Origin of the sequence: Mesorhizobium kowhaii (genome assembly GCF_042431665.1) — a bacterium.
GTDB lineage: Bacteria > Pseudomonadota > Alphaproteobacteria > Rhizobiales > Rhizobiaceae > Mesorhizobium > Mesorhizobium kowhaii.
This window is the reverse complement of the sequence record NZ_JBHLYT010000002.1, coordinates 99,476-114,546: the sequence shown is the minus strand read 5'-3', so window position 1 is coordinate 114,546 and position 15,071 is coordinate 99,476. Positions and strand designations below refer to the sequence as shown.

The 15,071-nt window shown below is 63.3% G+C and carries 11 protein-coding genes and 1 pseudogene; 7 read left to right on the top strand and 5 right to left on the bottom strand.

Annotated elements, in window-relative coordinates:
* Nucleotide 1: 1 nt before the first annotated feature.
* Both ACFFNA_RS01275 and ACFFNA_RS01270 read right to left on the bottom strand, forming a co-directional pair.
* Complete coding sequence (locus tag ACFFNA_RS01275; protein WP_378914998.1) at nucleotides 2-2,572, bottom strand: GcvT family protein; 2,571 nt, start codon at nucleotides 2,570-2,572, stop codon at nucleotides 2-4.
* Nucleotides 2,573-2,670: 98 nt separating this feature from the next.
* Complete coding sequence (locus tag ACFFNA_RS01270) at nucleotides 2,671-4,248, bottom strand: trimethylamine methyltransferase family protein (protein WP_378914996.1); 1,578 nt, start codon at nucleotides 4,246-4,248, stop codon at nucleotides 2,671-2,673.
* Between the two features lie 259 nt (nucleotides 4,249-4,507).
* Between ACFFNA_RS01270 and ACFFNA_RS01260 the strand changes: the two are divergent.
* The 7 genes and pseudogenes from ACFFNA_RS01260 to ACFFNA_RS01230 all read left to right on the top strand — a co-directional run bounded on the left by ACFFNA_RS01260 (nucleotide 4,508) and on the right by ACFFNA_RS01230 (nucleotide 11,945).
* A pseudogene (locus tag ACFFNA_RS01260) lies at nucleotides 4,508-5,683 on the top strand (MFS transporter).
* On the top strand, nucleotides 5,680-6,855 hold the full coding sequence (locus tag ACFFNA_RS01255; RefSeq protein ID WP_378914990.1) for an MFS transporter: 1,176 nt from the start codon (nucleotides 5,680-5,682) through the stop codon (nucleotides 6,853-6,855). The pseudogene ACFFNA_RS01260 and the gene ACFFNA_RS01255 overlap by 4 nt, the downstream one beginning before the upstream one ends.
* A 68-nt stretch (nucleotides 6,856-6,923) precedes the next feature.
* Entirely contained in the window at nucleotides 6,924-8,996 is a 2,073-nt protein-coding gene (locus ACFFNA_RS01250) for a prolyl oligopeptidase family serine peptidase (RefSeq protein ID WP_378914988.1), read from the top strand.
* Nucleotides 8,997-9,151: 155 nt separating this feature from the next.
* Entirely contained in the window at nucleotides 9,152-9,277 is a 126-nt protein-coding gene (locus tag ACFFNA_RS01245; protein ID WP_111547657.1) for a capsid protein, read from the top strand.
* 51 nt (nucleotides 9,278-9,328) lie between these two features.
* Nucleotides 9,329-10,708 carry an aspartate aminotransferase family protein gene (locus ACFFNA_RS01240; protein ID WP_378914986.1) on the top strand — a complete coding sequence of 460 codons (1,380 nt, stop codon included), beginning with the start codon at nucleotides 9,329-9,331 and terminating at the stop codon, nucleotides 10,706-10,708.
* A gap of 144 nt (nucleotides 10,709-10,852) precedes the next feature.
* Nucleotides 10,853-11,218, top strand: coding sequence for a hypothetical protein (locus ACFFNA_RS01235; protein ID WP_378914984.1), 366 nt, complete (start codon nucleotides 10,853-10,855; stop codon nucleotides 11,216-11,218).
* An 82-nt stretch (nucleotides 11,219-11,300) separates the two neighbouring features.
* A complete protein-coding gene (locus ACFFNA_RS01230; protein WP_378914982.1) occupies nucleotides 11,301-11,945 on the top strand; it encodes a cytochrome c oxidase assembly factor Coa1 family protein in 645 nt (214 codons plus the stop codon).
* A gap of 284 nt (nucleotides 11,946-12,229) precedes the next feature.
* Here the strand turns inward: ACFFNA_RS01230 and mmsB are convergent, their stop codons facing one another.
* From mmsB to ACFFNA_RS01215, 3 genes are all read right to left on the bottom strand, one after another.
* The gene (gene mmsB, locus ACFFNA_RS01225) at nucleotides 12,230-13,114 is read right to left on the bottom strand and encodes a 3-hydroxyisobutyrate dehydrogenase (RefSeq protein ID WP_111547465.1); all 885 of its coding nucleotides are present in this window, start codon (nucleotides 13,112-13,114) and stop codon (nucleotides 12,230-12,232) included.
* A 94-nt stretch (nucleotides 13,115-13,208) separates the two neighbouring features.
* Nucleotides 13,209-13,577, bottom strand: coding sequence for a four helix bundle protein (locus ACFFNA_RS01220; protein WP_111547464.1), 369 nt, complete (start codon nucleotides 13,575-13,577; stop codon nucleotides 13,209-13,211).
* A gap of 84 nt (nucleotides 13,578-13,661) precedes the next feature.
* Complete coding sequence (locus ACFFNA_RS01215) at nucleotides 13,662-14,831, bottom strand: isobutyryl-CoA dehydrogenase (RefSeq protein WP_378914979.1); 1,170 nt, start codon at nucleotides 14,829-14,831, stop codon at nucleotides 13,662-13,664.
* Between the last annotated feature and the right edge of the window lie 240 nt (nucleotides 14,832-15,071).

Sequence of the window (15,071 nt, the reverse complement as noted above, 5' to 3'; positions counted from 1 at the left end):
CTCAGGTCCGCATCTTCTCGCCGCTCGGGTCGAACGGCGCTTCGACGTTGATGCGGGCCGACCGGCGATGTCCGAGGATCTCGATCTCGAACAGTCCCGCACTTTCGTCCTCGGCGAGTGCTGCCGGAACGTAGCCCTGCGCCATCGACTTCTGCACATAGTGTGCATAGCCGCCTGAGGTTACCCAGCCGACCACGCGCCAGTCGCCGTCGACGATGCCGCGCACGGCGGAAGCGCCTTCAGCAGCCTTGGAGCCGCGTATTTCCTTGCCGCCTGTGTCGAAGCGCGGCGCGCCGTAGCCATGCGGCTTTTCCACCGTGCCGTAATCCTTGCTGACCTTGGCCCAGATCGGCTCGTCGCCCATCACGTCGGCGTCGGCGGCATCGACGATGAAGGAGACACGGCGCAGTTTTGGCCCCTCCGCCTGTTCCTTGGCGGCAGCCTCCCGGCCGATGAAGTCGTTCTTCTCGAGCTTGATGAAGCGGTCCATCGCTCCTTCGAACGGTCCATAGATCGGGCGCAACTCGCGGAACCAGGTCGGGAAGTTCTTTTCCAGGCGCATCGACAGCAGAGCGCGCATGCCGAAATCGACGAGACCGAACTCCTCGCCGGCATCCTTGATCGCCTTATAGACGAGGCGCTGGTAGGCCGGCGCCATCCAGATCTCGTAGCCGAGATCGCCGGTGTAGGTGATGCGGTTGACCAGGCAGGGCGCGCCGCCGACCGCCATCTCGCGGAAATCCATGAAGCGGAAGGCTTTTGTCGAGATGTCGACATCGACGAGCTTCTGCAAGAGGTCGCGGGACTTAGGCCCGGCGATCGACAGACCGACCAGCGTCTGGTCGAAACGGTGGATGCGCACTGAATCATCCTTGGGCAGATGTTTCTCGAACCAGCGCATGTGATATTTCTGCGCGGCCGACGAGCCCCAGATCATGAAGCGGTCTTCGCCCGCCTTGGCGATGGTGAAGTCGCCGATCAGCTTGCCGAATTCGTTGATCATCGGCGTCAGCACGATGCGGCCGGTCTTCGGCATGCGGTTGGTCATCAGCCGGTTGAGGAAATCTTCCGCCCCTGGTCCCGACACTTCGTATTTGGCGAAGTTGGCGATCTCGGTGACGCCGACGCGCTCGCGCGTGGCGCGCACTTCCTCGCCGATCGGCCCAAAATCGTTGGAGCGATGGAAGGAGACGATGTCCTTCGGCTCCTTGCCCTTCGGCGCGAACCAGAGCGGGGTTTCGAGACCCCAGCTGTCGCCCATGACGGCGTTGTTGGCCAGCATCGTGTCGTAGAGCGGCGTCGTCTGCGCCGGGCGCGCCGCCGGCAGTTCCTCATTGGGGAAGCGGATGGAGAAGCGTCGCGAATAGTTTTCGCGCACCTTGGCGTTGGTGTAGCGCAGGCCGGCCCATTCGCCAAAGCGGGCGACATCCATGCCCCAGACGTCGAAGCCGGGATCGCCATGGACCATCCAATTCGACAGCGCCAGACCGACGCCGCCACCCTGGCTGAAACCGGCCATGACGGCGCAGGCGCACCAGAAATTGGTCAGGCCCTGCACCGGGCCGACCAGCGGGTTGCCGTCGAGTGCGAAGGTGAATGGGCCATTGATGATCTGCTTGATGCCGGCCTTCTCGATGCCGGGGAAATGCTTGAAGCCGATCTCCAGCGACGGCGCGATGCGGTCGAGGTCCGGCGGCAGCAGTTCATGGCCGAAATCCCAGGGGGTGTTGACCGGCGACCACGGCTTGCAGGCCTTTTCATAGGTGCCGAGCAGGATGCCGTTGCGCTCCTGGCGGGTGTAGATCTCGCCCTTGAAGTCGAGCACGCCGATCATCTCGCGGCCGGTCGACTTGTTGAATTCCTCGACTTCCGGCATCGGCTCGGTGAGCAGATACATGTGCTCCATGGCCAGCACCGGTAGTTCGACGCCGACCATGCGGCCGATCTCGCGTGCCCACAGGCCGCCGCAGTTGACGACATGTTCGGCCTTGACCGTGCCCTGTTCAGTGACGACGTTCCAGGTGCCGTCGACCTCTTGCGTCAGCTCGACGACGCGGTTGCGCAGCACGATCTCGGCGCCGAGCTTCTTGGCCGCCTTGGAATAGGCGATCGTCGTGCCGGACGGATCGAGATGGCCTTCGACCGGATCCCACATGGCACCGACGAAATTGGTCTCGTCCATCAGCGGAAACATCGCCTTGGCTTCGGACGGCGTGATCAGTTCGGTGTCCATGCCGAGATAGCGGCCCTTGGCGTGGGCAAGCCGCAGGAAGTCCATGCGCTCGGGCGTATCCGCCATCATCACGCCGCCGGTCAGGTGCAGCGAGCAGGATTGGCCGGAAATCTCCTCGATCTCCTTGTAGAGCTGCACCGTATAGGCCTGCAGCTTGGCGACGTTGGGGTCGCCATTCAGCGTATGGAAGCCGCCTGCCGCATGCCAGGATGAGCCTGAGGTGAGCTCAGAGCGCTCGATCAGCATGATGTCGGTCCAGCCGGCCTTGGCCAGATGGTAGAGGACCGAGCAGCCGACGACGCCGCCGCCGATGACAACCGCTTTTACATGAGATTTCATCAAGATAGGTCCGTTTTTGCGTAAACTGTATCAGGTTTTTTGGGTCGGCGGTGGGGACGCCGCGGTGCTGAAGTCAAACACGGCGCGCCGCGTGCCGTTTAGAAATCGGTCGGCGCACCGCCCTCGGAACGGCGCTTTTCGACGAAGGCGTTGAGCTCTTCGCGGATGGCCGGGTCCATATAGGGCTCTTCGTAGGATGCCAGCCGCTCTTTCCACACCTTGTTGGCCTTTTCGAGCGCCGTCGGCGAGCCGGCTTCCGCCCAGGTCTCGAAATTGCGCCAGTCGGAGAGGATCGGCGAGTAGAAGGCGGTCTTGTAGCGGTCCTGGGTGTGTTGGGTGCCGAAGAAATGGCCGCCGGGGCCGACCGACTGGATGGCGTCGAAGCCGAGCGCTTCTTCGGACAGGTCGAGCGGGGTCAGGAACTCCGCCACCATCTGCAGCAAATCGATGTCCAAAATGGTCTTCTCGTAGGAGCAGCGCAGGCCGCCCTCGAGCCAGCCGGCGGCGTGCATCATCAGATTGCCACCGCCCTGGATGGCGCCCCACAGCGAGAACACGCACTCGTAAGCCGCCTGCGCATCGACCGTGTTGGCGGCGCAGGTGTTGGAGGTGCGGTAGGGGATGTTGTAGCGGCGGGCAAGCTGACCACCGACCAACTGCGCCTTCATGTATTCCGGCGTGCCGAAGGCCGGCGAACCGGACTTCATGTCGACATTGGAGGTGAAGCCGCCATAGCCGACGGGCGCGCCCTTGCGCACCATCTGGGCGAAGGCCATGCCGGACAGCGCCTCGGCGTTCTGCTGCACCAGCGCGCCGGCGATGGTGACCGGCGCCATGGCACCCGACAGGGTGAACGGCGTGACGACGACGACCTGGCCCTTGCTCGACATCTGGATGATGCCTTCCATCATCGGCACATCGAGCTTGAGCGGCGAATTGGTGTTGATGATGGTGAAGACCGATGGCTCCTCCAGCATCTGCTCGTGGCTGATGCCGCGCGCGATCCTGGCGATCTCGATGCCGTCGACGTTGCGCTCCTTGCCGAGCGAATAGATGTGGAACACCTTGTCGGTCAGCGTGGCGAGGTCGCGAATGCATTCGAGGTGGCGGACCGAGGGATGGATATCGGTCGGCTCGACCGGATAGCCGCCCGTGCAGTTCAGAATGTTGTGCATCTGCGCGAGCCTGAGGAAGTTGCGGTAGTCCTGCTGGTTGCCAGGCCGGCGACCGCGATCGATGTCCGAGCAATTGGGCGCCGAGGCCATCATCGAGATGATCAAATTATTGCCGCCGAAGCGCACATTGTGCGCGGGGTTGCGGGCATGGATGGTGAATTCCGACGGGCAGTGCGACACCAGCTCGAGGATCATGTCGCTGTCGAAGCGCACCCGCTCGCTGCCTTCGCGCACGTCGGCGCCATGCGCCTTCATGATGCTCCGGGCCTCGTCATGCAGAACGTCGACGCCGATTTCCCTCAGCACGCGCAAGGAGGCGAGATGGATCGATTCCAGCTCGTCGTCCGAAACCAGCTTTGTTGGCGTCAGCGGGTTCTTCAGCTGGCGGAAAGCCGGCTGCTCGAACGCCGCCGAGCCGCCGGCGCGCTTTCCGGCGCGGCCGCCGCGACGGGCGCGGTCGGTGGCCAATGCCGGTTCTGCAGGTTGTAGAGCGGCGGTCATGATGGTCCTCGTACGATGCGATAGCGGGCGGCATAATGGACCGGCGACCCGCCGGCCATTGCGGAGGCGGCGACCACTAGGGCGAGGGAAGCGACATGCCGGAACGGCAGTTGCCTGGCTGTGACATCGCCCTGATCGCGCCGTCCCATTGGCGCAAGCGGATTTCGCCGTCCGGCCCTTCCTTTCCCCGGATCGAACCAGTAGCTAGTCGGGCTTGCCGGCCGGATGGCCAGCACTTCATATGGATGACAGTATCAGCATGGTCGCGACCGGCTCGAGCGAAGGCGAAGCGGGAACGCAGTGGGCAGCGCTTGCCGGCGTCACCGCAGCACTTGCCATGTTCGGCGCCGCGCAAGCTCGCCGCTGTTCACGCTGCTGATGCAGAAGCAAGGCATGTCGCCGGCGCTGATCGGCCTCTCGGCGGCGATGATGCCGCTCGGCCTGATCCTTTCGGCATCCTTCGTGCCGGCGGCGGTACGGCTGGTCGGTGCGCGCACGCTGGCGGTCGGCTGCTCGCTGATCGGCGCGCCGTGTTTTTTTAGGCATCGGCTATCTGCAGGACTGGGTGGCCTGGTTCGTCATCCGCTTCATCATCGGCGTGGTCATCAACCCGCTCTACATCCTTGGCGAGGTCTGGGCGCTGTCGCTGGCGCCGCCATCGCGGCGGGGCCGGGTCATGGGCGTGTTCAACACATTGATGGGCGCCGGTTACGCGGCCGGGCCATTCGCGCTGACCCTGCTGGGCACGTCGGGCTGGGCTCCCTTCCTGGTCGGTGTCGCCGGCTTCACGCTCTGTGCGGTGATCCTGCACGCCGTCTCTTCGAAGCTCACCGGTTTCGAGGATGATGGCCAGCCTGCCAGCGGCCTTGTCGGCTTTGCCAAGGTGGCGCCGGCGCTGCTGCTTGCCGTCCTGGTTTCGGCCGCGGTCCAGCAGAGCACCTACGCGCTGGTGCCGGTCTTCGGGGCAAGCTACGGCCTGGCCGAAGCCGTGCTTGCCTCGCTGGTGATGGCGCTTTCGCTGGGCAACATCCTGCTGCAGATTCCACTCGGCCTGCTGGCTGAGCGTTTTGGTGGCCGTGCCATGATCATCGTCTGTGCGCTGGCAACCGCCGCCTGCGCGCTTTTGCTGCCGCTGCTGATCATGACGCCGCTGATCTGGGTCGTGCTGCTGGTGATGGGCGCCGTCGGCTACGGCGTCTATACGATGGCGCTGGTCGAACTGGGCAGCCGCTTCAAAGGTTCGGTGCTGGTCGCCGGCAACGCCGCCTTCGCGCTGATGTGGGGCGCCGGCGGTATTGTCGGCCCGCCCGGTGCCGGCCTGCTCATGCATGGCATCGGCCCGCTTGGCCTGCCGGTCGTGATCGCCGGCCTCGACGCATTGCTGGTGATGTTCGCGCTGTATCGCTCGTCCGTGCGCCGGAGCGGCAAGGCATGATCGCGAACGGTTCGAGCAACAGTGAGACGGGGATGCAGTGGGCCGCGATCACCGGCGTGATCGCGACCGTGTCGGTGTTCGCCATCGCGCAGGGGCTGTCCTATCCGCTGCTGAGCTTCATCCTGCAGCGCCAGGGCGTCTCACCGGCAATGATCGGCCTGTCGGCGGCAATGACACCGATCGGCTTCATCGTCTCGTCACCGTTGATCCCGGCGCTGGCGCGCCAGTTCGGGGCAGGGCGCACGGCGCTCACCTGCGCGGCGCTTTCGGCGATCGTGCTGGCGCTGATCGGCTGGTCGCAGGATGTCTATCTGTGGTTTCCGCTGCGCTTTCTGATCGGCGTGGTGACCAACCCGCTCTACGTGCTGAGCGAGATCTGGGTGATCGCACTGGCGCCGCCGGCGCGGCGCGGCCGCGTCATGGGCGTCTATTCGACGATCATCTCGGCTGGCTTCGCGGCTGGGCCGTTGTGCCTGCTTGCCGTCGGCACGGAGGGCTGGCCGCCCTTCCTCGTCGGCATTTTCGCTTTCGTGCTGTGCGGCATCTGCCTTGCCTCGGTGCTGCCGCGCTTGCCCAAGGTCGACGAGGCCGGGCATCAGGTTTCCGTCTTGGGCTTCGTGCCGCTGGCGTGGCTGCTTCTGTTTGCCGTTATCGTTGCCGCAGGCTTCGAACAGGGCGCGCTGGCCTTGCTGCCGGTCTACGGCACCCATTATGGCATCACTGAGACCCGCATGTCGGCGCTGCTTTCGGTGATGATCGCCGGCAACATCGCCATGCAGCTGCCGCTCGGCCTGCTGGCGGAAAGGCTGTCCGCGCGTCTGGTGCGGCTTGCGTGTGTCGCGATCACGGTTCTCGGGTGTGTCCTGCTTCCGCTCCTCATCGAGTCGACGGTGATCTGGCCGATGATCTTTGTCTGGGGTGCTCTCTCTTACGGCATCTACACGATGTCGATCATCGAGCTCGGCGAACGCTTCACCGGCTCGACACTGGTTGCCGGCAACGCTGCATTTTCCTTGATGTGGGGCGTTGGCGGCATTGCCGTGCCGCCGCTGGCCGGCGCTGCCATGGATATTCTGGGCGCAAGAGGCCTGCCGATCACGCTCGGCCTGATGTGCCTGGCGCTGGCGGTTGCGAGTCTCATTGGCCGACGGAAAGCCTCAATCATCGGCTGAACATTGAATATCGGATACGGGATATCGATGTTGGCAGTGCCAAAAGCGACGTGTTTATCGGAGACCTTATGACCAAGCCCATCACCAAGACGCCAAATTCCACCCCTTCGGCCGAAGATACCTTTCTCTGGCTGGAGGACAGGACAGCCAAGCAGTCGCTCGACTGGGTGCATGGTCAGAACGAGGTCACTACAGGTGAGTTGCAGGGCGATCCGTCCTATCAGGCATCTTTCCAGACCGCGCTCGATCTGATGACGGCCGAGGACAACATCGCGGTCGGCGCCGCCATTGCCGGCCATGTCTACAATTTCTGGCAGGACAAGACCAATGTGCTCGGCCTGTGGCGCCGCACGACGGTCGCTTCCTACAAGACCGAGAAGCCCGACTGGGAAACGATCATCGACTTCGACCAGCTTGCGGCGAAGGACGGGATCAAATGGGTGTTCAGCGGCGCCAGCCGGCTCTATCCGGACTTCAACCTGTGCCTCGTCTCGATGTCACCGGATGGCGGTGACGCCAGCGAGATGCGCGAATTCGATATCGAGACGAAGTCGTTTGTCAAAGATGGGTTTCACGCGCGAGCTTCCAAGTCGGGTTTCAGCTGGCTGGACAAGGACACCGTCATCGTCTCGGCGGCATTCGAAGAGGCGGACAAGACGCAATCCGGCTATCCGCGCGTGGTCAAGCTGTGGAAGCGCGGCACCAAACTGGAAGATGCGACACCGATCTTCGAGGCGCAGAAGGAGGATCTCGCTGTTGGCGCCGCCGTCGAGTTCGACGGCGACAGACGCTATCTGATCCTGGCCCGGACACTCGATTTCTTCGCCTCGCATATCTTCCTGCGGCTGCCTTCCGGCGAGAACAGACGTCTGCCGCTGCCTGACGACACGACCGATACGGCGATCTTCAGGGATCAACTCGTCTTCGGCGTGCGCAGCCCGTGGACGGCGCCCGACGGCACGTCGTGCAAGCCTGACGGCCTCTATTCGCTGGATCTGGCGCACTGGGTCGAGACCGGCACGCTCGGTCCGGCGGAGACGTTGCTGGAGCCGGCGTATCGCGTGTCGATTGCCGGCATTGCCCGCACGCAGGACCGCCTGTTCATCAATTTGATGGACAATGTGCGTGGCAAGGTCGTCGTTTGCGAGCGCAGCGATGGCCGCTGGGCGCTGAAACCTGTGGCGCTGCCCGAAAACGGCAATGTCGGCATAAGTCACGCCGAGCATTTCGGCTCCAGCGTTTCCTTCTCCTTCACCGACTTCCTGACGCCGAGCTCGATCATCTGGTCGGATGACAATGGCAAGACGCTCACCACCGTGAAGTCGCAGCCAGCGCGTTTCGATGCGTCGCCGCTGATCTCGGAACAGTTCGAGGCGCGCTCGAAGGACGGCACGATGATCCCTTATTTCGTCGTCCGGCGGCGCGACCAGAAGGGTCCGGTGCCGACGCTGCTCTATGGCTATGGCGGGTTCGAAGTGCCGCTGCTGCCCGGCTATGCCGGCGTGCGCGGCAGGCTGTGGCTGGAGAAGGGCAACGCCTATGTGCAGGCCTGCATCCGCGGCGGCGGCGAATTCGGTCCGGCCTGGCATCAGGCCGCTCTCAAGGGCAATCGCCAGAACGCTTTCGACGATTTCGCCGCGGTCGCCCAGGATGTCGTCAAGCGTGGCATTGCCACGGCCGCTTCGCTCGGCATCCAGGGCGGCTCGAATGGCGGCCTGCTGACCGGCGTTTCCTTGACGCAGCATCCCGAGCTTTTCGGCGCCGTCATCATCGAGGTGCCGCTGCTCGACATGCTGCGCTACACCGAATTGCCGCCCGGCGCCTCGTGGATGGCCGAATACGGCGATCCGTCGAAACCGGAAGATGCGAAGTGGCTTTCAGCCTACTCGCCCTACCAGCATGTCAATGCCGGTGCCGCCTATCCGCCGGTGCTGCTGGCCACCTCGACCGCGGACGATCGGGTCCATCCCGGTCATGCGCGCAAGATGGCCGCCCGCCTGCAGGAGGCCGGCCATGCGCGGACGCTGTTCTTCGAGGAGACCGAAGGCGGACATGGCGGCCGCGGCGACCGCCGGCCGCAGGCGGCGCAGACGGCGATGAAGTATGTGTTTCTGCAGCGGGCGCTGAACGGCGGGTCCTGAGTCGAAGTCTGGGCGTCGCCGACGCAAAGGGTGTTCACCCCGACCGCCCTTTGCTCGCTCTTCTGCTTTGACGCAATTCCCTAAGGGAAAGCGCTACGCGCTTTTCCCGGGAAAACCGTTTCACACTTTTCCTGGAATTGCTTAAGGTGCCGCCCATGGCTCTCGTCAGGATATCGGCTCGTGCATTCCGGGTCGCGGTGACACCGTCACCGCGCACGCTGCGCGCCGAGCTTTTGCGGCTGTGCGCCCGCATCGGCTATTCACCACCTGCTTGCCTCTGACGCATTCGCCTCCGGCACGGCCGGATAGAATCCAGAGGAAAGATCAGATCCATGACCTATCAGAACTATTCGCTGAAGCAGCTTCAGCAGATCGATGCCGCGCACCATCTCCACCCGTTCACCGACCACAAGGAATTGCGCGAAGCCGGCTCGCGCATCATCACCCATGCCAACGGGCCGTTCATCTACGATTCCGAGGGGACTGAGATCCTCGACGGCATGGCCGGGCTGTGGTGCGTCAACATCGGCTATGGCCGCGACGAGCTGGCCGAGGCCGCCTATGCGCAGATGAAGGAATTGCCCTACTACAACTCCTTTTTCAAATGCTCGACGCCGACGCCGGTGCTGTTGTCCAAGAAATTGGCCGAGATCGCACCGAAGCACGTCAACCAGGTGTTCTACGGTTCGTCCGGCTCGGAAGCCAACGACACGGCGCTGCGTCTCGTGCGCCACTACTGGGTGCTGGAAGGCAAGCCGGAGAAGAACCGCATCATCTCGCGCAAGATGGCCTATCACGGCTCGACCGTTGCCGGCACCTCGCTCGGCGGCATGGATGCCATGCACAAGCAGCTCGGCGGCGCGGTGCCCAACATCGTCCATGTCATGATGCCCTATGCCTACGAGCTGGCACTGCCGGGCGAGAGCGATCATGATTTCGGCCTGCGCGCGGCCAAGGCTGTCGAGGATGCGATCCTCGAAGCCGGCGCCGACAAGGTTGCGGCTTTCATCGGCGAGCCGGTGATGGGGGCAGGCGGCGTGAAGATACCGCCGGTCAGCTACTGGCCGGAAGTGCAGCGCATCTGCCGCAAATACGATGTCCTGCTGATGCTGGACGAGGTCATCACCGGCTACGGCCGCACAGGCGAGTGGTTCGCAGCACAAACACTCGGCATCGAGCCGGACACCATCACCACGGCCAAGGCGTTGACCTCGGGCTACCAGCCATTGTCGGCATTGCTGGTCGGCGACCGCATCGCCGCGACGCTGGTCGGGAAGGGCGCCGAGTTCAATCACGGCTACACCTATTCCGGTCATCCGGTGGCCTGTGCCGTGGCGCTGAAGAACCTCGAGATCATCGAGCGGGAAGGGCTGATCGATCGCGTCAGGAACGATACCGGCCCGTATTTCGCCAAGGCCTTGCAGGAGCGCATTGCCGGGCATGATCTGGTCGGCGAGGTGCGCTCGATCGGGCTGATGGGCGCGATCGAGATCGTCAAGGACAAGGCGACCAAGGAGCGGTTCCTGCCGTCGGGGAGTGCGGCGGTGACCGTGCGCGACCATGCGATCGCGCACGGCATGATGCTGCGCGCCACCGGCGACACGATGATCCTGTCGCCGCCGCTGATCTGGACCCGCGACACGATCGACATGGCCTGCGACCGCATCTCAAAGGCGCTGGATCTGGCGCAGGCGGATCTGCGCAAGCGGTAGGGATCGGAAACCTTGACCGGGCGTTCTTCGACAGGAACGCCCGGCCTCGAGAAACATGCTGTCGCGATGGGGAACGAATTCCATCCCCAGCGCGTAGTGTGTTGGGGCAGCGGCTGATTCGGCCGCGACAAGGGGTTTGTTTCCATGAGAAAGACCGGCAAGAGCCGACGCGTGCAAGAAGCAGCCAGCATCGGCGGTGACCTGATGCTGGCCCCGATGGTGGCGCTGATGCGACTGCCGTTGATGGCGATGGATGCCGGGAGCAGCCAGCCATGGGGAACGGAGACGGCGCGCGCGGTAAACGAGAAGACCGTGGCGGTGGCCGAAGGCGCGTTTGCGGCGCAAATGTCTTTCCTGCAGTCGGCATCGCGGTTCTGGCCGGAAATCTTTGCCGGCCGCACGCCGTCGCTGTTCAACGGCGTCGCGGCGGAACGGTCGATCAGCGCCGCGCTGAAGCCGGCCAGCCGTGCGGTGAAGGCGAATTTTCGCCGGCTTTCCAACAAGGCCTGACGGCCGGCCCGGAAAAACCGATTCCCGTTTTTCGAGGCCATACGTTAGAACCCATCAAGCACATCTGCCGATGGGGAACATCATGGCCGGACAACCGCTCAATCAGCCCGCCGAGATTCCGGCTGAACTCGATCGCTGGAACTGGGGCGCGTTCTTCCTCAACTGGATCTGGGGCATCGGCAACAGCACCTTCATCGCGCTGCTGGCGCTGATCCCGTTCGTCAATATCATCATGATCATCGTGCTTGGCGCGCGCGGCAGCCGCTGGGCTTGGCAGAACCGCGCTTGGCGCGACGCGGAACAGTTCCGCAAGACGCAACGCAACTGGGCAATCGCCGGGCTTGTCGTCTGGGTGGTCGGGATGGGCGGCGTTGCAGCCATGTTCGGCACCATTCCTTACATCCTGAAAGGCGGCGACGCCTATCACATGACCATGGATGCCATTCGCGCCGACGATCGGGTGAAGACAGCGATTGGCGAGGATCTGGCCGACAATTTCTGGGTTGGCGGCAGTGTCTTCATCAATGCAAATGGCTCGGGTGACGCCCAGTTCAGCATTCCGGTCCATGGTGCCAAGGGCAGAGGTACAGCATATTCGCATGCCGTTCGTACGGCAGGCAAATGGAGCATGCGCCTGCTTGTCGTCAGGGTGGAGGGGGCCGATGCGCCGATCGTGCTGATCAACGAAGATCATGTCCCGATCCCGAATGCAGCGATCGGAATATAAAACCCGGCTGCACAGATAAACCGGCAGAAACGCAAAAACCGCGCTCCATCGGGAACGCGGCTTTGCCAGATACGCATGGCGCTTCGCTACTCAAACAACTCGGCGAAACTTACGGGCTCCGGTACGCGAGACCTGATCCGGAGCGCCGGGCGGACGCGATATGTCCGCCTCGCATTCCGTTTTACAGAGACATCGTTACCGGGGGGTTATCGAGAGCTTAAGCAAACCTAAATTTGACGGGGTTTTCTCTCAAATTATGCGAAAAGCCCAATTATTTTAGGAGCTTATGGATTGGCTCCGCGCAGAAAATTAATAATCCCGGAAAAATCGGCGCCGGCGTGCCCCTGGGCGTTGAACAGCGCATAGAGCTGAGCCGCCTCGGCACCAAGCGGGGTCACCGCGCCGGAACCTTGTGCTGCTTCCTGCGCCAGCTTCAGGTCCTTCAGCATCAGAGCGGCGGCAAAGCCGGGCTTGTAGTCGCGGTTGGCGGGCGAGGTCGGCACAGGGCCGGGAACCGGGCAGTAGGTGGTCAGCGACCAGCACTGGCCTGAAGACGTCGAGGCGACATCGAACAGCGCCTGGTGCGACAGGCCGAGCTTTTCCGCCAGCACGAAGGCTTCGGCGACGCCGATCATCGAAATGCCGAGGATCATGTTGTTGCAGATCTTGGCTGCCTGTCCGGCACCGTCGCCACCGCAATGGACGATGCGCCCGGCCATCGGCTTCAGGATCGGCTCGGCGGCGGCGAAGGCATCGTCGGAGCCCCCGGCCATGAAGGTCAGCGTGCCGGCCGCCGCGCCGCCGGTGCCGCCCGAGACGGGCGCATCGATGGACAGCAGCCCGTGCTTGGCGGCGATGGCATGCGCCTTGCGGGCCGATTCGACATCGATGGTCGAGGAATCGATGAACAACCCGCCTTTTCTGGCCTTGGGCGCGATGTCCTCATAGACCGACAGCACATGCTTGCCGGCCGGCAGCATGGTGATCACCACATCGGCGTCCTTCACCGCGGCCGGCGCGTTGGCCATGATGACGACGCCATGCTCGCGCGCGACCGTGAGATTCTCCGGCATCAGGTCGAAGCCATGCACGGCATGCCCGGCCTTGACCAGGTTGGCGGCCATTGGATTGCCCATGTTGCCGAGGCCGATGAAGGCGATGGTGGTCATAGTGGTGCTCCGGGATTGGCAGTAGGCAGTAGGCAGTAGGGAGTAGGGAGTAGGGAGTAGGCAGTAGGCAGTAGGCAGTAGGCAGTAGGGGTGTCTATTCTGGCGTAAGTCTGAGAATGAGTTGGCGAAGCATTTTGCCGATGCCCTCGGTCGATGTCAGCAAGTGATCAGCTTGATCATGCGTGGAAAGGCCAATGCGTTCGGCGATCTGAAGGTGTGTCTCGAACTCCTTCAGTGAGCCTTGGGCGATCCGGAGAAATTGCTGATAAGAGCCTCTGTTGTCTCGGCCATAACCTTCGGCGATGTTTGCAGGGATAGAGGTCGCTGAACGGCGGATTTGGCTGGTCAACCCATACAATTCTTCCTTTGGCCACGCCTTGGTCAACGAATAGGTGGCGACAGCCAGATCCATCGCCTGCTGCCATACAATGAGATCCTTGTACGAATCGATCTTGCCGGTCATCTTTTGCCTACTGCCTACTGCCTACTGCCTACTGCCTACTGCCTACTGCCTACTGCCCACTGCCCACTGCCCACTGCCTACTGCCTACTGCCGTCCAACCAACGCCCGCGCGATGATGACGCGCATGATCTCGTTGGTGCCTTCGAGGATCTGGTGCACGCGCAGGTCCCGCACCAGCTTCTCGATGCCGTAGTCGTGCAGGTAACCATAGCCGCCGAGCAGCTGCAGCGCGTCGTTGGCGACATTGAAACCGGTATCGGTGACGAAGCGCTTGGCCATCGCCGACCATTTGCCGGCATCCGGCGCCTTGCGGTCGAGTTTCGAGGCGGCGGCATAGAGGAAGATTCGCGCCGCCTGCAGCTCGGTCTCCATGTCGGCCAGCCTGAACTGCAGCGCCTGGAACTGGTTGATCTTGGAGCCGAAAGCCTTGCGCTCGGCGGTGTAGGACAGTGCCTTGTCGAGCGCCGATTGCGCGCCGCCCAGCGAGCAGGCGGCGATGTTCAGCCGGCCGCCGTCGAGCCCCGCCATGGCGATGCCGAAGCCGGCGCCTTCGCCCGACAGCAGGTTTTCCGCCGGCACCTTGCAGTCCTCGAAAATGACCTGGCGGGTCGACTGCATGTGCCAACCCATCTTGTGCTCGTTGGCGCCGAAGGAGAGGCCGGGCGCGTCCTTGGGCACGACGACGGTGGAAATGCCTTTCGGCCCGTCGGCGCCAGTGCGCACCATGACGGCGTAGACATCGCTGTCGCCGGCGCCCGAGATGAACTGCTTGGTGCCGTTCAGGACATAGTCGCCGCCGCTCTTCACCGCGCGAGTCTTCAGCGCCGCTGCATCCGACCCGGAGCCCGGTTCTGTCAGGCAGTAGCTCGCCAGCCATTCCATCGACGTGAGTTTCGGCAGAAAGCGCTGGCGCTGCTCGTCATTGCCGAAACGGTCGATCATCGAGGCGACCATGTTGTGGATCGAGATGAACGACGAAAAGGCCGGATCGGCGTGCGAGAGCGCCTCGAAGATCAGCACAGCGTCGAGCCGGCCGAGCGCGGAGCCGCCGACATCGTCTCGGATATAGATGCCGCCGAGGCCGAGCGGCCCGGTCTCGCGGATCACGTCGGCGGGGAAGTGTTTCCTGCGGTCCCAATCGAGCGCATTCGGCGCGACGCGGTCGGCGGCGAAGGCCTGCGCCATCTCCTGGATGGCGCGCTGCTCCTCATTGAGTTCGAACTGGCTGGTGCTCGCATCGACCGCGGCGTCCATGGCGTGCTCCCTATGTGTTGGCCAGCTAAGTTATGTTGATATTCAGGTGATGCCGGCCTGCAAACGTCCGTTTCCTGCGCTTCCGGTGCTCACGTACTCTAAGTACGCTCCGCTCCGGTTCTCGAAAACCGCCGTTTTCGGCTCGACCTGACCTGAATCTCAACACACCTTAAGCCCGCTGGCCTGTTGTTTTTGGCTTTGCGCGCGCACCAATCTAGACCAATGATGCCGCCGCGCAAC